The sequence below is a fragment of the Hymenobacter sp. 5317J-9 genome, from assembly GCF_022921075.1.
Taxonomy (GTDB): Bacteria; Bacteroidota; Bacteroidia; order Cytophagales; family Hymenobacteraceae; genus Hymenobacter.
In genome coordinates, this window is sequence record NZ_CP095050.1 from 116,069 (window position 1) to 133,122 (window position 17,054).

Sequence of the window (17,054 nt, forward strand, 5' to 3'; positions counted from 1 at the left end):
GGCGCAGGTAGCGTGGCCGCAAGCGGAGCAGCCACAAACAGCGCACAAGAACCCTCTTTGCAGCAGCGGCAGGCGGCGTGCGGCAGCACAAATAAGAGCTGCCCCTATTGCTCCTGCGTCACTTTATTGAACGAGGCCACCACGCCGGCCACTTCGCCCAGAAACTCGGGGTTGGCTTCGATGTGGTTGCCCACCACCACCACGTCGGCCCCGGCGGCCAAGGCGGCGTACACTTTCTCGCCGGTGTTCAGGCCGCCACCCACGATGATGGGCGCGCTCACGGTTTCGCGCACGGCCGCAATCATGGCGGCCGATACCGGGTTTTGGGCGCCGCTTCCCCCGTCGAGGTACATCAATTTCAGGCCTAGCTGCTCGCCGGCCAGGGCCGTGCAGGCGGCTATGCCGGGCTTGTCGTGCGGCAGCGGCGTGGTGCCGCTCATGTACGAGGCAGTGGTTTGCCGGCCCGAGTCGACTAGCATGTAGCCGGTGGGCAGCAGCTGCAAGCCGCTGGCGCGCAGGCGCGGCGCGGCCACCACGTGCTGGCCAATGAGAAAATCGGGGTTGCGGCCCGAAATCAGCGAGAGCAGCAGCACGCCATCGGCCGGGCCGTCGAGGTGCAGACTGTGGCTGGGAAAGAGCAGCACGGGCACGGTGGAGTGCTCCTTAATCAACGCAATGAGGGCAGCCTGGTGCTCACTCAGCACCAGACTGCCCCCCACGAAAAAGTAATCGACCGGATGCACCGCGCTCAAGCGCAGCAGGTGCAACAGGCTGCTTTCGTCTAAGTTATCGGGGTCGAGCAGCACGGCCAGCGCCTTGCGGCCGTGCTGCTGACGGGTCCGCAACGCATCATAAAGACTGGGAGTGGGTGGACGCATCCGGGGAATCTAGGGAGACAGACGAGGCGGCGGGGGCGAACCCCGTTTCGGCGGGCGCGTAGCCCGCGGAAGTCGCAAGGTCGGAACTAGCGTCCGAATTTTTGGCGGACGGCAAAAACTCGCTCACCTTTTTCGACACCAAAGCCAGGGCCACGGCGGCCACTTGGCCCACCAATACCTTACCGGTGTCGGACTTCAGGAACGATTGCAGCACGTCGGCCACGAAACGTGTGCGGCCGTTGTTGGGCGCGGGAGCCAAGGCCTCGTCATCATCAAAGGCGTGCGAAGCGGGCAGGCGGCGGCTGTCGTCGTAGGGCAGGTCCTGGAAAGGGTCGTCCTCAAATTCTTCGGTGTCGCGGAACGAGTCCTGCTGGCCACTGGCGTTGGCATCGGTGGCCGACGGCTTGCCGCCAAAGCCCAGGTCGTCGGCCTCGTGGCTCTGCTCAGACTCGTCCTGCTCCACAAAAGCCCGCGCCGAGTCAGCGGCCGACTTGCGGTAGAACTTGCTTTGGTAGCGCTTGCCGTTGCCGGCGGTGTAGTAGCCGGGGCCTGTTTCGTCGGCGTAGTCGGGCTGGTCGCTGTCGCGGTCAAACTCGTGGGTATCGAAGCCGTAGCCGTGGCCTTCGGCGCCGTTGAACTCGTATTTGCCCTCCGCTTCTACGTAAGGATTGTGCTTCTTTTTCTTCTTGCCGCCAAAGGCCTTCGTGATGAGCCAGATGCCACCGGCCAGGCCTACGCCCACGGCGGCCACTTTGCCCACCTTCACCGACTGCTCCTTGATGTGCTCCACGTCGCCGCGCAGGGCGCGCTCGTACTCCAGCTTTTTGCGTTCGAGAAATTCTTTTTCCTCTTCAAACAGGGGATTTTGCAGGTCACTCATAGCAGGCTAGGCTTGGCGTTTGTCAGATTTGTAAATGGTGTCTTTCATCGCCTTGTTGGCAATGCCCTGGAAGGCCGCTTTGTCGACGCCCACCAGCACGAGCACCAGCAGCACCAGATAGAAGCCGGCCACCACCCCGAAGCCCCAGAACGGGCTGTCGAGGGCGTCGTTGAGGGCCAGCCCGGCAAATACGCTCAGAAAAATGAGAAAAAAGATGCCCAGCACGGCCAGCGTGGCGCCGTGAATGGTGCCCACCAGGGCCGTGGAAACCTTCTGCTGAATCTCGAGGCGAACCAGGTCGATGCGCGTGTCGAGGTAGCCGGTCAGGTTGCCAATCAGGCTGTCGTTGCGAGGGGTTTTGGAGGTGTCGTCGTCGGAGACCATACGGCGCGAAAATGGAGTGGCAAGAAAGGGAAAAGGGCAAAAAAGCTCAGCCATTCTATATAAACAGACCGGCAGATTGCGTCGGTTCTACGGAAAATTTCGGCGCGTGGCTGACTTTTGTACCGTCGTTTGTGTTTGCTGCCGTAGCGTGAGTCAGAATCATTATCAAGTTCTTGGAGTAGCCCCCACCGCCGCGGCCGCCGACATCAAGCGGGCCTACCGGCAGCTGGTGGTGCGCTACCACCCCGACAAGCACGGCGGCGACGTTCGGTACGAAGACCAGTTCAAGGCCGTTGCCGTGGCCTACGGCGTGCTGGGCGACCCCGGCCGCCGCGCCACCTACGACTTCCAGCTGGCGCAGGCCGCCCGCCGCGCCGACGAAGAGCGGCGCCGGCAGCAGTACCGCCCCGCCTCGCAGCACGTGTACGGCGTGCCCATGCCGCCGCCGGCGCCGCTGCGTACCCGCCCGCCCGCCGGCAGCCGCGAGCGGCACTATCAGCGCATTCCGCGCCAGCAGCCGCGCTTCAATGCCCGCGACTGGGGCCTCACGCTGCTGTTCATTCTGGGCCTGGTGCTGTTTTCGCTGGCCGTGAAAGTGACGATGGACCGCATTTCGGCCAACCGCAACTACGACGACGGCCTGCGGGCCTACGCCAACGGCAACTTCGCCGCGGCCCACGCCTTTTTTGAAGAAACCCTGCACTTCCGGCCCGACTACGCCCCCGCCCTACGCCGCCGCGGCGAGCTGGAGTTGCTGCTCAACCACAACCCCCAGGCCGCCCGCGCCGATTTCCAGGCGGCCTTGCTACAACACCCGCCGCGCCGCGTGGCCGCCGACGTGCTCTACCGCCTGGGCCGCTGCGAAACCGCCCTGGGCCGCCCCGCCGCCGCCGAGCTCAGCTTCAACCGCGCCCTCGCGCTCGACTCGACCTTGAGCGCGGCCTACCTGGCCCGGGGCAAGGCCCGCCTGCTTGACCTCAACCAGCCCGAAAAGGCCGTGGCCGACCTCACCCAGGGACTGGCGCAGCGCCAGCGCACGGGGGCCGGGCCGCCGTGGCAGTTTGTGCAGGTGCGCGGCGTGGCGCTTGCGGCCCTGGGCCGCTACGCCGCCGCCCGCGCCGACTATTTCCATGTGCTGCAGGCACGGCCCACCGATGGACGCACGCATTTTTTGCTGGGCCGCCTGGCCGCCCACACCGGCGACTCCACCGCCGCCTGCGAGTTTTACCGCCGCGCCGTGCGCCTGGGCTACGAATACGCCCGCACCGCCGAGGCCGAGTGTCGCTAAGCAACTGACTGCACCGGCACTACATCAAACGCAAAAACCGCCCCTGGCACAGAGCCAGGGGCGGTTTTTGCGTTTGTTTAAAGCTCAGAAAGACGACGGAAGCTGTTGCAGGCAGCAGCACGTAAGGCCCGGGGGAGTGCTGCCGCCACCCCGCACCTGGCTATACGCCGAAGTGCTGGCCTTATTGCCCGAATTGCGCTTGCGCACCGTAGTACGCGCCACTCATCGTGAGAGCAAGATACTACACCTCACCGCTTTTGCGTGGCCCGGCGGCCGAAATTTTGAGACGCCGGGGCCGCAGCGCGAACGAACCGGCGGGTGCCTCATGCAAAAAAACCGCCGCGGGCCTCGGCCCACGACGGTTTTTCAAGTCTGCTGGTTCCGAAGAACTAGTTGGGCATCAGCACGGTGTTCACCACGTGAATCACGCCGTTGCTTTGCAGCACGTCGGCGATGGTCACGGTCGACACGCCGCCTTTTTCGTCCTTCAGCTCAATGGTTTTGCCTTTCATCATGGCGGTCAGGGTGCCGCCCTGCACGGTTTTGAGGGTCGCCTTGCCTTTGCCGGCTTTAATGGCCTTCATCAGGTCGGCGGCGGTCATGCGGCCGGCCACCACGTGGTAGGTCAGGATTTTGGTGAGGGTCGCCTTGTTCTCAGGCTTCACCAGGGTTTCCACGGTGCCGGCGGGCAGCTTGTTGAAAGCTTCGTTGGTGGGCGCAAACACGGTGAAAGGACCGGCGCTTTGCAGGGTTTCTACCAAGCCGGCGGCTTTCACGGCGGCCACCAGGGTGGTGTGGTCTTTCGAGTTAACGGCGTTTTCCACGATGTTCTTCGTGGGGTACATGGGCGCACCGCCCACCATCACCGTTTTGGTGGCCTGGGCCGAAACCGTAGTGGTAGCACCAATACTAAACAGGGCAACGAAAGCGAGCGAAAACAAAGTCTTTTTCATCGGAATAAAGAAATGATGAGTTATTGAAGATTATGACCCACCTACGCCGCCGGTTGGGCCAGCGGATTGCCCCGACTGTATTTTTTCTTGAAACCCGCCCTTGCGCCGGCTCGCCGATGAAGCCATCGGCGGAATGGTTGCTGGCGGCCGGGCGGCCGTACCGTGCTGACGACAACCGGCCTGACGGCGCTGCCGTCAAACCGGCACGTTCTTCAACAAAACATTTGTCCAGCTTGCTACTTCCTGCTGCATGAGAATCGTTACCCTGCTGCTGTTGCTGCTTGTTTCCCTGCGCAGCCTTGCCCAAAACCCCAGTACCGTGGCCGGCACCGTGCGCGACCGCGCTACCCAGGAGGCCCTGCCCGGCGTGAGCATCACCCTGGAAGGCACCGAATTTGGCACCACCACCGACGCCGAGGGCCGCTACCGCCTCACGGGCGTGCCGGCCGGTGCCTACAACCTGCGCGCCACCTTCGTGGGCTACGACCCGCTGGTGCGCTCCAACATCGCCCTGAGCTCGGGCAACGTGAACACCCTCAACCTGGAGCTCAACACCGTGCCCCAGGCCCTGGGCGAGGTGACCGTGACGGCCAACCGCGCCATTCGGGTGGCCACGGCCGAAACGCCGCTGAGCGTGCAGCGCCTCACCACGGAGGAAATCAAGAGCAACCCGGGCGGCAACTTCGACATTTCGCGCGTGGTGCAGAGCCTGCCCGGCGTGGGCGGCGGGGGCAGCGGCGGCACGGCGGGCTTCCGCAACGACATCATCATCCGGGGCGGCGCGCCCAACGAAAACGTGTACTACCTCGACGGCATCGAAGTGCCGGTCATCAACCACTTTCCCACGCAGGGCAGCGCCGGCGGCCCGGCCGGCATTCTCAACGTGAGCTTCATTGAGGACGTGACCTTGAGCAGCTCGGCCTTTCAGGCGCGCTACGACAATGCGCTGAGCTCGGTGCTGCAGTTTCGGCAGCGCGACGGCAACTCCGAACGCATTCAGGGCAACCTGCGCACCTCGGGCACCGAGGTGGCGGCCACGCTGGAAGGCCCGCTCACGAAGAACACCACGTTTCTGGCTTCGGCCCGGCGCTCGTATCTGCAGCTGTTATTCAAGCTGATTGACCTGCCTATCCGGCCCGATTTCTACGACTTTCAGTTTAAAACCACCACCAAGATTTCGGAGAAAACCACGCTGACGAGCCTGGGGCTGGGCGCCATCGACCACTTCGAGATTGTGCCGCCCAAGAAAAGCACGCCTTCCAAAGAGTACGTGCTGCGCTCCAACCCCACCATCGACCAGTGGAATTACACCGTGGGCCTGAACCTGCGCCACCTCGTGCCCAACGGCTTCGTGAACGTGGCCCTGAGCCGCACCCAGCTCTGGAACGACGCCAACGCCTTCGAATACGGCTACGAGGGCGACGAAAGCCGCCGCAAGCTGGGCGCCCGCAGCGGCGAAATCGAAAACAAGCTGCGCGCCGACGTGAACAAGCGCGTGGGTCGCTGGCAATACAGCTACGGCGGCGTGGTGCAGGTGCAGAACTACTCCAACAACCTCACCCAACGCCTGCGCTCCGAAGTGCGCGACGCCAGCGGCCAACTCATCAGCCCGGCCGTGACGGTGCGCTTCAACACCGACCTGGACTTTGTGCGCTACGGAGCTTTTGTGCAGGCCACGCGCACCTACGGTGCCGAAAGCCGCCTCACGGTGTCGGCCGGCATTCGCACCGACGGCACCACCGCCCTCACCGAAGGCTACCGGCTCGACCGCACCCTCTCGCCCCGGGCTTCGCTGAGCTACGCCCTGCTGCCCACGCTCAATCTGAACGCCTCGCTGGGCCGCTATTTCAAGATTCCGCCCAGCACCATCCTCGGCTACCGCGCGCCCAACGGCGCCCGCGTGAACTCCGACAGCCGCTACATCCGCTCCGACCACGCCGTGGCCGGGCTGGAATGGCTGCCCGGCAAGGCCACGCGCTTCACACTGGAGGGCTTTTACAAGAAATACGACCACTACCCCGTGTCCGTCCGCAACGGCATCAGCCTGGCCAATCTGGGCGGCGACTTCAACGCCATCGGCAACGAAGCCGTGACGAGCACCGGCCAAGGCCGCGCCTACGGCATCGAAGCGTTTTTCCAGCAAAAGCTCAGCGGCAAGCTGTTCGCCATCGTGTCGGCCACGGGCTTCCGCTCCGAGTTTTCGGGGGTTGATGGCCTGTACAAGCCCACGGCCTGGGACACCCGTTTCCTGGGCTCGGCGCTGCTGGGCTACCAGCTGGGCCGCGGTTGGGAGCTGGGCGCCAAGTACCGCGTGGGCGGCGGCGCCCCCTACACGCCCTACGACGAAGCCGCCAGCCGCGCCAGCTACCAGGCCGTGGGCACCGGCATTCTCGACTACAGCCAGCTCAACACCCGCCGCTTGGGCGGCTTTCAGCAGCTCGACCTGCGCCTCGACAAAAAAGTAAGCCTGCGCCGCCTGAGCTTCGATTTCTACATCGATGTGCAGAATGCCCTGCTGGCCAAGCCCGTCTCCGTGCCCACCTACACCTTCGACCGCCTGCCCGACAACTCCGGCTACGTCACCACCGACGGCCAGCCCTTGCGCCCCGACGGCAGCAACGCCGTACCCATCCTGCTGCCCGACAGCGACGCGCTGGTGGTGCCCACCATTGGCTTCATTGTGGAGTTTTAATGCGGCTTAAAAAAAGCCTGAGAACGACGAGGATGTTTTCTGTTTGCAGAAGAAACGCACAGTTCGCTTCTCATACCGGCGGCTATGTGCAAAGCGGCGCGTCAAGCCCACTACCTTTCATTTTCGCTTCCGGCGATTAAGCTGCGGGCTTTTATTCTCACACTTTGCCACTTGCCATGTCTGCCCAGCACATCATCCGCCACTTACACTTATTGCCCCATCCCGAAGGCGGCTATTACCGGGAAACCTATCGGGCGATGTCTACCCTCGCCACGCCTGAGGAGCAAACCCGCAACATAAGCACCGCCATCTACTACCTGCTCGAAAACCAGGACAAGTCTCATTTTCACCGCATCAAATCGGATGAGCTGTGGTTCTTTCATCAGGGCCAGCCGCTCGAAATCATTGTGCTGACGGACGGCCAGCCCGCCCGCATCGTGCTCGGCAGCGATTTTGCTGCTGGTGCGGTGCCCCAAGCCGTCATTCCCGCCAATACGTGGTTTGCGGCCCACCTGCCGCAGGGCGTAGGCTATGCCTTGGTGAGCTGCACCGTGGCCCCCGACTTCGATTTTCTAGACTTCGAGCTGGCCGACCGCACGGCGCTAACCCGCGAGTTTCCTCATCTGGCCGATGTGGTGACGCAGTTCACTTAAACACAAAAAAAGCCCGTTCCTGAATCAGGAACGGGCTCTCTTGTGGCAACAGTTGGAATCGAACCAACGACACCAGCATTTTCAGTGCTGTGCTCTACCAACTGAGCTATGTTGCCGTTTCCCCGCTGCTCCGAAAAGCGCTTTGGGGACCGCAAAGGTACGAAACCAAAACAATGACGCAAGGGAATGAGTAAAAAAAGTGTGGGGGCCTGAACAAGCATTCAAAAAGTATTCGGCATGCCGAGTATATTGCGGCCGCAAACGTTCCCGCCTCCTTACCTTTACCGCATGTTGCAATCTATTCTCTTCCTATTGCTGCTGGTGGCCGCGTTCGGCCTGTTTGCCTGGCAGGTGCGAAAAATCTGGGCCAACATCCACGTCGGGCGCGAGCGCGACATGAGCGGGCACCCCGCCGAGCGGTTCCGCAAAATGATGCTGGTGGCCTTCGGGCAGCAGAAAATGTTCAAACGCCTCACCCCCGCCCTGCTGCACCTAGTGGTGTACGTGGGCTTCCTGGTGATTAACATTGAGGTGATTGAAATCGTCATCGACGGCCTGTTCGGCAACATTTTCGGCTTCCACCGCTCCCTCAAGTTCCTCGGCCCGGTCTACGACGTGCTGATGGCTACCAACGAAATCCTGGCCGCGCTGGTGATTATTGCCGTGGCCGCTTTCTGGTGGCGCCGCAACCGCAGCCAGCCGGTGAAGCGCTTCACCGGCGTGGAGCTGCGCGCCTGGCCCAAACTCGACGCCAACGTCATTCTCTACATCGAAGTCATCCTGATGGTGGCCCTGTTCTTTATGAACACCGCCGACCTCAAAATGCACCAGATGTTGGGCGAGGAAATGCCGGGCACCTTCCCCATCAGCAACCTGCTGGTGGGCTTGCTCCCCACCGATGCCAGCACGCTGCACGTGCTGGAGCGCATTGGCTGGTGGGCGCACATTACGGGCATCTTCCTGTTTCTCAACTACCTGCCCAGCTCCAAGCACTTTCACATCATCATCTCGTTCCCGAACGTGTGGTACTCGCGGCTGGTGCCGCAGGGCCAGTTTTCGAACGTGGAAAGCATCACCCACGAGGTGAAGGCCATGATGGACCCCAGCTACGTGGTGCCGCCCGCCCCCACCGCGCCCGATGGCTCGGCCCTGGTGCCCACGAGCTTCGGCGCCAAGGATGTGGAAGACCTGCCCTGGACCAACCTGATGAACGCCTACTCCTGCACGGAGTGCGGCCGCTGCACCTCGGTGTGCCCCGCCAACCTGACGGGCAAGCTGCTGTCGCCGCGCAAAATCATCATGGACACGCGCGACCGGATGGAGGAGAAATACGAGTCGCCGCTCATTTTCCGCCCCAACCAGTACGGCCCCGAAGCCAAGCACGAGCCCGTGACCGACCTGATGGAGGCCACCCTGCTGCGCGGCAAAGTGACGCCCGAGGAGCTGTGGGCCTGCACCACCTGCAATGCCTGCGTGGAAAGCTGCCCCGTGAACATCAACCCGCTGGAAAGCATTATCGAGATGCGCCGCTTCCTGGTGCTGGAAGAGTCAGCCGCGCCAAACTCGCTCAACGTGATGTTCTCCAACATCGAAAACAACGGTGCGCCGTGGGCTTTCTCGCCGTCGGACCGGTTCAACTGGGCCGATGACTTGTTTGCGGCAGAGAAATAAGAACGTCATGCAGAGCGCAGCGAAGCATCTTGCCCGCGCAACGCAATCCAACCGATTGAATTAGTTACAGCACGCGAGATGCTTCGCTGCGCTCTGCATGACGTTCGCACGGACGTTCCAACTATCCCGTTATGACTCCCGAAGCTCCTTCCAAAAAGCAAATCACCGTTCCCGTCATGGCCGATTTGGCGGCCCGCAACGAGTCGCCCGAAATCCTGTTTTGGGTGGGCTGCGCCGGCGCGTTCGATGACCGGTACAAGCGCGTGACCCGCGCCTTCGTGCGCATCCTCGACCACGTGGGCGTGAAATACGCCGTGCTGGGCCTGGAAGAAAGCTGCACCGGCGACCCCGCCAAGCGCGCCGGCAACGAGTTCCTGTTTCAGATGCAGGCCATGCAGAACATCACGACGATGAACGGATACGGCATCAAAAAAATCGTGACGGCCTGCCCCCACTGCTTCAACACCATTAAGAACGAATACCCGGCGCTGGGCGGCGACTACGAGGTCATTCACCACAGCACCTATCTGCAGCAGCTCATCAACGAGGGCAAGGTGGGTGTGACAGGCGGCGAAAGCTTCAAGGGCCGCCGCATCACCTTCCACGACAGCTGCTACCTGGGCCGCGCCAACAATATTTACGAAGCCCCGCGCGAGGTGCTGGCCGCCCTCGACGCCGACCTGGTGGAGATGAAGCGCAGCCGCGCCAACGGCCTGTGCTGCGGCGCCGGCGGCGCCCAGATGTGGAAAGAGCCCGAGCCCGGCAAAAAAGACATCAACATCGAACGCACGGAGGAAGCCTTGGCCACCCTGAGCGGCGCCGCCGCGGCCCTGCAGAACCTGGGCGGCGTGGAAACCGAAACCGATGCCCCCAGCCAGCACAGCCTGCAGGGCAGCATCATCGCCGTGGGCTGCCCGTTCTGCATGACGATGATGAGCGACGGCGTGAAGAATAAAGAGCAGGAAAACGCCGTGCAGGTGTTCGACCTAGCCGAGCTCGTGGCTTCCGCCGAAGGCATCAACGCCTAACCTCAGCGGTGGCTTTAACTGGCTGAAGTGGCCGGACTATAGGCCGCAGGCTGCTAAATTTGGCCAACTTTGCGCCGCCGCTCCTTCACCGGGGCGGCGGCGCAATTTTTATGCGGCATTTTTGTCGGGCCGAAGGGCTGGTGCCGCCTACCGCGGGCTGGCCTTCGGCCCGACTTGCCGATTCCTTCCCTCACCCCACGGCCCAACCACCTCATGTACGTTTCGTTCGACCAGCTTGCGCCCACGGCGCGGATATGGATTTACCAGGCCAGCCGGCCGCTGGCGGGGCCGGAAACGGTGGCCCTGTTGCCCAACCTGGCTCGTTTCTCGGAAGAATGGACCAGCCACGGCCGCAGCCTGCTGGCTTCGGCCGAAGTGCTGCACCAGCATTTTCTGGTCATCGGGCTCGACGAAGAAGTGGCCGGCGCCAGCGGGTGCTCCATCGATGCGTCGGTGCGCTTCGTGGCGCAGCTTGAGCAGCAGCTGGGCGTGCAGCTGCTGGACAAATCCCGGCTGGCATTTATGCAGGATGGCGAAATTTATTTAGTAAAGCACAACGAGATAAAGGCTGCGGTGGCGGGCGGCACGATAGGACCCGACACGTTTTATTTCGACAACACGGTGGCCACAAAGGGCGAGTTGGACGCTAGCTGGCCCCGTCCGGCGGGCCAAACCTGGCTGGCGCGCTACTTCGCTTAGGAAGAAAAAAATCAGCGTCTTGCGCGAATCCTACCTAAACGTAGTATTATTGCTAACCCAAAAATGCCTAGTCGGGAAAATTTTCCGGCTCCTTCTCCCTCACCACCCCTCCACCACACCACCTATGAGGAAACTAGTATTAATCTGCGCTGCGGCTGGTTCTACGGCATTGCTTAACAGCTGTGCCAGCAGCGGCGCCATGAGTAAGGGCGACAAGCAGTTTGCCCGCGGACAGTACGAGCTGGCGATTCCGCTGTACCAGGCCGATGTGGCCAAAGGCAAAAATGCGGCCATCTCGAATTTCCGCATCGGCGAAGCCTACCGCCTGTCGAACCGGGTGGAGTTGGCCGAGCCCTTCTACAAAGCAGCCCTCGACGGTGGGGTGAAAAACGCCGACGCCGGCTTCCGCTATGCCGAAGCCCTGCGCGCCAACGGCAAATACGATGAGGCCGCGGCCCAGTTCAGCAGCTACGCCAGCAGCGGCGGCAACCGCACGCTGGCCGCCCGCGCCGAAACCGAAGCCAAGAACGTGACCGCCAGCAAAGCCGTGGCCGGTGTAAAAAACAAGTACGATGTGATGCCGGTGGACGCGCTGAACTCGGCAGGTTCCGACTTTGGCGGCACGATGATGGGCCCGGGTGGTGACTTCGTGTTCACCTCGGGCCGCGACGGCAAGAAGTACCTCGGCAACGGCGAGAACTTCCAGGACCTCTACGCCATCAAGTTTGACAACGCTGCAGCCATGAGCGGCGGTACCGTGCGCAAGCTGGAAGGCCCCTTCAACTCCGAGAACAAGCACGAGGCCAGCGCCACCTTCACGCCCGACGGCAAGACGATGGTGTTTGCCCGCTCGAACGACGGCAGCAAAAAAGGCTACCTGAGCGTCGACCTCTGGATTTCCTACAACAAAGCCGGCACCTGGAGCGAGCCCGTGCTCGCCAACATCAACGACCGCACGGCCGACGACTTCTCGCCGGCGTTCGCGCCCGACGGCACCACGCTGTACTTTGCTTCGAGCCGCAAGGGCGGCCAGGGCGGCAACGACCTCTACAAAGCCACCCTCGGCCCGAACGGCCGCTTCTCGCCGGCCGAAAACCTGGGCGAAAGCATCAACACCGCCGGCAACGACAACTTCCCCGGCGTGGCCCCCGACGGCACGCTGTACTTCGCGTCGGACGGACGCCCCGGCCTGGGCAAGCTCGACTTGTTCATGGTGAAAGGCGGCCAGGCCGTGAACCTCGGCGCCGACGTGAACAGCACCGGCGACGACTTCGCCCCGGTGCCGATGGCCAATGACATGGGCCTGTTCAGCTCGAACCGCGCCGGTGGCAAGGGTTCGGACGATGAGTACATGTTCAAGAAGAAGCCGCTCAAGCTGGTGACCTTCTACGCCGACGGCACCGTGCTGGAGCGCGACGACAAAGCCAACACCACCCTGCCCGTGGCCGGCGCTACCGTGACCGTGACCGGCCCCAACGGCCAGCCCCAGACCCTGACCAGCGACGCCGCCGGCAAATTCAGCCTGAAGCTGGACTCGGTGAGCAACTACACCTTCCGCGCCGAGCGCGCCGGTGACTTCACCGCCCGCACTTCGCTGAGCACCGTGGGCCGCAAGCCCAGCCAGGATGCCCTGCCCAACCTCACAAACGACGTTCAGCTGCCCGTCACCCTGACGCTGAACAAAATCATTCTGGCCAAAGCCATCGAGGTTAAGGACATTTTCTACGATTACAACAAGTACAACATCCGTCCGGATGCCGCCATCCGCCTCGACACCCTGGTGCAGACGCTGGTGGACAACCCCAAAATCAGCATCGAGCTGAGCTCGCACACCGACTCGCGCGGCAAAGACGCTTACAACATGAAGCTGTCGCAGCAGCGTGCTGATGCGGCTGTGGCCTACATCGTGAGCAAGGGTATTGCCAAGTCGCGCATTACGGCCAAAGGCTACGGCGAAACCCGCCCGGTAGTGCCGAATGCCAAGACCGAAGCCGAGTACCAGCGCAATCGCCGCACCGAATTCAAGGTGACGCGAATAGCGAAGTAAGCTCCGCTTTTTCCTACTGAAAACCCACAAAAAAGCCCCCGCAGCCTTGGTTGCGGGGGCTTTTTTGTGGGTTTTCAGTAGGAAAAAGCGAGTATTAAGAGATGAGACAAGCTAACAATTCTCATTTCTCAATACTCGCTTCTCCTTACTGAATCAACATGGCACACCTTTTGAAAATAGCGAAAGTACCCGCCGATTTCACAGCGGACTCTTTTCTGCAAACGCCATGAAAAAGCTCCTACTCCTCGCCATTGCCAGCTTCTTTTCGGCGGTGGCTCCTGCCCTGGCCTATCCGCCCGCGCCGGCCAACGTCAACTTTGCCTCGGAGCGCGGCGTGCCGTTCGACCTGGTGCTGGACGGCCGCCTGGTGACGCGCGGCGGCGCCCGGCAGGTGCACGTCGACCGCCTGGCCCCCGGCCAGCACTGGGCCGACTTCACGCTGCCCGCCGGCTACGGCCGCGTGGTGCGCTTCCGCAGCCGCGTGTGGCTGCAGCCCGGCCTCGAAACCTCGTTTGTGCTGATAGCCCGGCCCGGCCGCCCCCTCGACCTGCGGCAGGTGGGCGCGGTGGCGCTGTACGGCCCCGGCTACGGCGGCCACGGCTACCGCAACGACGGCTACTACGGCCCCGGCTACAGCGGCGCCAATGGGGCCTACAACAGCCCCACGCCCTACGACCCCAACGGCTACGGCAATGGCAATAACTACCCCAGCGGCGGCAGCAGCTATCCGAACGGCTACGACCCCAATGGCGGCTACAACAATGGCCCGAACGGCCCGAGCAACGGCGGCGGAGGCTACTACCCCGGCAGCGCCAGCAGCAGCTACCGTGTGCTGCCCTCGCAGGACGTCGACGCCATCATGCAGTCGGTGAAGCAGCGGCCGTTTGAGGCCAGCAAGCTGAGCACGGCCAAGGAAGCGCTGGCCCAAAGCAGCATTCAGGCCGACGATTTGAAGCGCCTGCTGCGCAGCTTCGAGTTTGAAGCCTCGCGGGTGGAGTTTGCCAAGTACGCTTATTCGCACGTGGCTGACCAGCAAAACTTCTACCGTGTATATGACGCCTTCGACTTCGATGCCAGCGTGCAGGAAGTGCAGCAGGCCATTGGCACGGTGCCGCAGCGCTAGGTGCCTCTTCCGAATCAGCAGTAAAAAAAAAGGCCGCTGTGGTAACCACAGCGGCCTTTTTGCGTGAGTTGCGGGCGGTTTAGCGCAGGCGGTCCATGCTGCGCACGAGCTGCTCGTCGCGGCGGATGAAGCGGTTGGCCAGCAGGTTGAGCAGCAGCGCCAGCGTGGGCAGGTAGAACCCGGCCAGGAACTGCCCTTCGAGCTTGAGGTTGAGGAGCTGCTCGCCTTTGTTGGAGAAATAGAACATGGCACCCAGCGTGGCCACGATGAGCAGCAGGTTGAGCGAACCCAGCAGCAGCTGCTTGGCGCGGCTCTTAAACTGAAAAATCTCGTAGCCGGCCAGGGCGGCCGAAGCGGCGGCCAGCGCGCCAATCAGCCACACGGGGCCGGTGGCGGGCAGCTGCAGGCCCTGGGCCTGGAAGCCAAAGGCCGTGAGCGTGAGCTCCTGATGGGTGAGGCCGTCGACTTTGTGCCACAGCGGCAACGCCAACACGCTGAGCATGGCCAGGGCCAGCAACAGTAAAAACACGCTTTGGATTCTTTGTATCATCTTTGTTGTAGTAAAGAAAAAGGTCCGGGCGAGTGCCGGGGCCGCAAATTTAGTCCCATCCGGCGCTTGCGCCGCTATTGTTACCTGTAATGCCAACTGCTTATGTCGTGGACGCGGTGCGTACCCCGATTGGAAAATTTGCCGGCGCTCTGAGCAGCGTCCGCCCCGATGATTTGGCCGCCCACGTGCTCCGGGAGCTCATGCGCCGCAATCCTTCCGTTGATAAGAATGCCGTGGAGGACGTCATCATCGGCGCCGCCAACCAGGCCGGCGAAGACAACCGCAACGTGGCCCGCATGGCCGCGCTGCTGGCCGGCCTGCCCATCACGGTGCCCGGCAACACCGTGAACCGCCTCTGCGCCTCGGGCCTGCAAAGCATCATGGACGCGGCCCGCGCCATCAAGTGCGGCGAGGGCGACGTGTACCTGGCGGGCGGGGCCGAGAGCATGACCCGCGCCCCGTTTGTGATGGCCAAGTCGGAATCGGCCTTCGGGCGCGAGCTCACGGCCCACGACACCACCCTGGGCTGGCGCTTCATCAACCCCAAGCTGAGCAAGCTGCACTACCCCTTCGCCATGGGCCAGACGGCCGAGAACGTGGCCCAGCAGTTCGGCATCACCCGCGAAGAGCAGGACGCCTTTGCCTTCGAGAGCCAGCGCAAGTATGCGCGGGCCCTGGAAAAAGGCCGCTTCCGCAAGGAGATTGTGCCGGTGTTTATTCCGCAGCCCAAGGGCGACACGGCGCTATTTGACGTGGACGAGCAGCCGCGCTTTTCCTCGCTGGAAAAGCTGGCCACCCTCAAGCCCGCCTTCCAGCCCGAGGGCGGCACCGTGACGGCCGGCAACTCGGCCGGCATCAACGACGGCGCGGCGGCGGTGCTGCTGGTGAGCGAAGACGCCCTGCAGCGCTACAGCCTCAAGCCCCTGGCGCGGGTGGTGGCCTCGGCCGTGGCGGGCGTCGACCCGGCGGTGATGGGCCTGGGCCCCATTCCGGCCACCCAGAAGGTGCTGGAGCGCGCCGGCCTCACGCTGGCCGACATCGACCTGATTGAGCTCAACGAGGCCTTCGCGGCCCAGAGCATTGCCTGCATCCGCGAACTGGGCCTGGACCCCGCCAAGGTGAACGTGAACGGCGGCAGCATTGCCATGGGCCACCCGCTGGGCAGCTCCGGCGCCCGCATCACGGCCACGCTGCTGCACGAGATGCACCGCCGCGGCGAAGGCATGCGCTACGGCCTGGCCACCATGTGCGTGGGCGTGGGCCAGGGGGCGGCCGTGATTTACGAGAAGATGTAAACCAGCTGTTGAGCTTGACGCAGAATGGGGAATGAGAAGGATTGTCTGACCGGACAATCCTTCTCATTCCCCATTCTGCATTCCTCTTTGTTACTTAACTCCATGCGCTACTTCCTGCACCTTGCTTACGACGGCACCCACTACCGCGGCTGGCAGATTCAGCCCGGCCAGCCCACCGTGCAGGCCGAGCTCGACCGCTGCCTGACCCAGATACTGCGCCGCCCCACCTACTGCCTGGGCAGTGGCCGCACCGATACCGGCGTGCACGCCAGCCACCAGGTAGCCCATTTCGACGCCGAGCTGCCGGACACCATGCCGCTTGACGTGCTGCTGTACCGCCTGCGCCGCGCCCTGCCACCCGACATCGGCGCGCTGCGCCTGCACCCCGTGCCCGCCGACGCGCACGCCCGTTTCTCGGCTGAGGAGCGCAACTACGAGTACTTCGTGGTGACGCGCCCCGACCCGTTCCGGCGCGACCAGGCGCTGTACGTGGACCGGCCGCTGAATATTGAAGCCATGAACGAGGCCGCCGGCTACCTGGTGGGCCAGTTCGATTTTACGTCCTTCTCGAAAGTGAAGGGCGGCGAAAACCACTACGTGTGCTACTGCACCGCCGCGGCCTGGCATCCCGCGCCGGGGGGCTGGGTGTTCCGCATTCGGGCCAACCGCTTTGTGCGGGGCATGGTGCGGCTAGTGGTGGGCACCCTGCTCGACGTGGGCCGGGGCAAGATGACGCCGCGCGAGTTCCAGCAGCTGCTCTGGGCGCAGCGGCGCGTCGACGCCAGTGGGGCGGCGCCGGCGCGGGGCCTGTTCCTGAGCCGGGTGGAGTACGAGGACGGAATTGTGCCGGAGGCTGAATAGTTCGGTAAAAGGCAATACTTTAGGAGTAATTTGCAGGAGACTGCCAAGAATG

15 protein-coding genes and 1 tRNA gene are annotated in these 17,054 nt (G+C 63.1%); 10 read left to right on the plus strand and 6 right to left on the minus strand.

The window, feature by feature from the left end; translation table 11 throughout:
• Nucleotides 1–104 precede the first annotated feature (104 nt).
• The 3 genes from MUN81_RS00460 to MUN81_RS00470 are packed head-to-tail and all read right to left on the minus strand — an operon-like array spanning nt 105 to nt 2,142.
• Nucleotides 105–878: a geranylgeranylglyceryl/heptaprenylglyceryl phosphate synthase gene (locus MUN81_RS00460; RefSeq protein WP_245114452.1), complete on the minus strand. Its 774-nt coding sequence runs from the start codon at nt 876–878 to the stop codon at nt 105–107.
• Nucleotides 850–1,758: a hypothetical protein gene (locus tag MUN81_RS00465; protein ID WP_245114453.1), complete on the minus strand. Its 909-nt coding sequence runs from the start codon at nt 1,756–1,758 to the stop codon at nt 850–852. Before MUN81_RS00465 ends, MUN81_RS00460 begins: the two co-directional genes overlap by 29 nt.
• Before the next feature lie 6 nt (nt 1,759–1,764).
• The gene (locus MUN81_RS00470) at nt 1,765–2,142 is read right to left on the minus strand and encodes a phage holin family protein (protein ID WP_245114454.1); all 378 of its coding nucleotides are present in this window, start codon (nt 2,140–2,142) and stop codon (nt 1,765–1,767) included.
• Between the two features lie 148 nt (nt 2,143–2,290).
• Between MUN81_RS00470 and MUN81_RS00475 the strand changes: the two genes are divergently transcribed.
• Nucleotides 2,291–3,430 (plus strand): DnaJ domain-containing protein, encoded by a 1,140-nt coding sequence (locus MUN81_RS00475; RefSeq protein ID WP_245114455.1) that lies wholly within the window; start codon nt 2,291–2,293, stop codon nt 3,428–3,430.
• Between the two features lie 389 nt (nt 3,431–3,819).
• On the opposite strand, the gene MUN81_RS00480 is transcribed toward MUN81_RS00475, so the two are convergent.
• A complete protein-coding gene (locus tag MUN81_RS00480; RefSeq protein WP_245114456.1) occupies nt 3,820–4,383 on the minus strand; it encodes a fasciclin domain-containing protein in 564 nt (187 codons plus the stop codon).
• 250 nt (nt 4,384–4,633) lie between these two features.
• Between MUN81_RS00480 and MUN81_RS00485 the strand changes: the two genes are divergently transcribed.
• The gene (locus MUN81_RS00485) at nt 4,634–7,075 is read left to right on the plus strand and encodes a TonB-dependent receptor (RefSeq protein ID WP_245114457.1); all 2,442 of its coding nucleotides are present in this window, start codon (nt 4,634–4,636) and stop codon (nt 7,073–7,075) included.
• 176 nt (nt 7,076–7,251) lie between these two features.
• Entirely contained in the window at nt 7,252–7,728 is a 477-nt protein-coding gene (locus MUN81_RS00490; RefSeq protein WP_245114458.1) for a cupin domain-containing protein, read from the plus strand.
• 43 nt (nt 7,729–7,771) lie between these two features.
• Here MUN81_RS00490 and MUN81_RS00495 read toward each other — a convergent pair.
• Nucleotides 7,772–7,844: transfer RNA gene (locus tag MUN81_RS00495), tRNA-Phe, on the minus strand.
• Between the two features lie 172 nt (nt 7,845–8,016).
• Between MUN81_RS00495 and MUN81_RS00500 the strand changes: the two genes are divergently transcribed.
• The 5 genes from MUN81_RS00500 to MUN81_RS00520 all read left to right on the plus strand — a co-directional run bounded on the left by MUN81_RS00500 (nt 8,017) and on the right by MUN81_RS00520 (nt 14,296).
• A complete protein-coding gene (locus MUN81_RS00500) occupies nt 8,017–9,399 on the plus strand; it encodes a 4Fe-4S dicluster domain-containing protein (protein WP_245114459.1) in 1,383 nt (460 codons plus the stop codon).
• A gap of 176 nt (nt 9,400–9,575) precedes the next feature.
• Nucleotides 9,576–10,427 carry a (Fe-S)-binding protein gene (locus MUN81_RS00505; protein WP_245117436.1) on the plus strand — a complete coding sequence of 284 codons (852 nt, stop codon included), beginning with the start codon at nt 9,576–9,578 and terminating at the stop codon, nt 10,425–10,427.
• A gap of 213 nt (nt 10,428–10,640) precedes the next feature.
• Complete coding sequence (locus MUN81_RS00510) at nt 10,641–11,126, plus strand: hypothetical protein (RefSeq protein ID WP_245114460.1); 486 nt, start codon at nt 10,641–10,643, stop codon at nt 11,124–11,126.
• Nucleotides 11,127–11,250: 124 nt separating this feature from the next.
• Complete coding sequence (locus MUN81_RS00515; protein WP_245114461.1) at nt 11,251–13,173, plus strand: OmpA family protein; 1,923 nt, start codon at nt 11,251–11,253, stop codon at nt 13,171–13,173.
• 226 nt (nt 13,174–13,399) lie between these two features.
• Nucleotides 13,400–14,296, plus strand: a complete 897-nt coding sequence (locus tag MUN81_RS00520) for a DUF4476 domain-containing protein (RefSeq protein ID WP_245114462.1) — start codon at nt 13,400–13,402, stop codon at nt 14,294–14,296.
• Nucleotides 14,297–14,375: 79 nt separating this feature from the next.
• Here the strand turns inward: MUN81_RS00520 and MUN81_RS00525 are convergent, their stop codons facing one another.
• The gene (locus MUN81_RS00525) at nt 14,376–14,846 is read right to left on the minus strand and encodes a DUF4293 family protein (protein ID WP_245114463.1); all 471 of its coding nucleotides are present in this window, start codon (nt 14,844–14,846) and stop codon (nt 14,376–14,378) included.
• An 89-nt stretch (nt 14,847–14,935) separates the two neighbouring features.
• Here MUN81_RS00525 and MUN81_RS00530 point away from each other — a divergent pair, with 89 nt between their 5' ends.
• Complete coding sequence (locus tag MUN81_RS00530; RefSeq protein WP_245114464.1) at nt 14,936–16,141, plus strand: acetyl-CoA C-acyltransferase; 1,206 nt, start codon at nt 14,936–14,938, stop codon at nt 16,139–16,141.
• Nucleotides 16,142–16,243: 102 nt separating this feature from the next.
• Nucleotides 16,244–17,002 carry a tRNA pseudouridine(38-40) synthase TruA gene (truA, locus tag MUN81_RS00535; RefSeq protein ID WP_245114465.1) on the plus strand — a complete coding sequence of 253 codons (759 nt, stop codon included), beginning with the start codon at nt 16,244–16,246 and terminating at the stop codon, nt 17,000–17,002.
• The last annotated feature ends 52 nt before the right edge of the window (nt 17,003–17,054 follow it).

Excerpts from the sequence above, each read along its gene's own strand:
- MUN81_RS00460 (WP_245114452.1), bottom strand. The coding sequence starts at position 878 with ATGCGTCCACCCACTCCCAGTCTTTATGATGCGTTGCGGACCCGTCAG.
- MUN81_RS00465 (WP_245114453.1), bottom strand. The coding sequence starts at position 1,758 with ATGAGTGACCTGCAAAATCCCCTGTTTGAAGAGGAAAAAGAATTTCTC.
- MUN81_RS00470 (WP_245114454.1), bottom strand. The coding sequence starts at position 2,142 with ATGGTCTCCGACGACGACACCTCCAAAACCCCTCGCAACGACAGCCTG.
- MUN81_RS00480 (WP_245114456.1), bottom strand. The coding sequence starts at position 4,383 with ATGAAAAAGACTTTGTTTTCGCTCGCTTTCGTTGCCCTGTTTAGTATT.
- MUN81_RS00485 (WP_245114457.1), top strand. The coding sequence starts at position 4,634 with ATGAGAATCGTTACCCTGCTGCTGTTGCTGCTTGTTTCCCTGCGCAGC.
- MUN81_RS00490 (WP_245114458.1), top strand. The coding sequence starts at position 7,252 with ATGTCTGCCCAGCACATCATCCGCCACTTACACTTATTGCCCCATCCC.
- MUN81_RS00500 (WP_245114459.1), top strand. The coding sequence starts at position 8,017 with ATGTTGCAATCTATTCTCTTCCTATTGCTGCTGGTGGCCGCGTTCGGC.
- MUN81_RS00505 (WP_245117436.1), top strand. The coding sequence starts at position 9,576 with ATGGCCGATTTGGCGGCCCGCAACGAGTCGCCCGAAATCCTGTTTTGG.
- MUN81_RS00510 (WP_245114460.1), top strand. The coding sequence starts at position 10,641 with ATGTACGTTTCGTTCGACCAGCTTGCGCCCACGGCGCGGATATGGATT.
- MUN81_RS00515 (WP_245114461.1), top strand. The coding sequence starts at position 11,251 with ATGAGGAAACTAGTATTAATCTGCGCTGCGGCTGGTTCTACGGCATTG.
- MUN81_RS00520 (WP_245114462.1), top strand. The coding sequence starts at position 13,400 with ATGAAAAAGCTCCTACTCCTCGCCATTGCCAGCTTCTTTTCGGCGGTG.
- MUN81_RS00525 (WP_245114463.1), bottom strand. The coding sequence starts at position 14,846 with ATGATACAAAGAATCCAAAGCGTGTTTTTACTGTTGCTGGCCCTGGCC.
- MUN81_RS00530 (WP_245114464.1), top strand. The coding sequence starts at position 14,936 with ATGCCAACTGCTTATGTCGTGGACGCGGTGCGTACCCCGATTGGAAAA.
- truA (WP_245114465.1), top strand. The coding sequence starts at position 16,244 with ATGCGCTACTTCCTGCACCTTGCTTACGACGGCACCCACTACCGCGGC.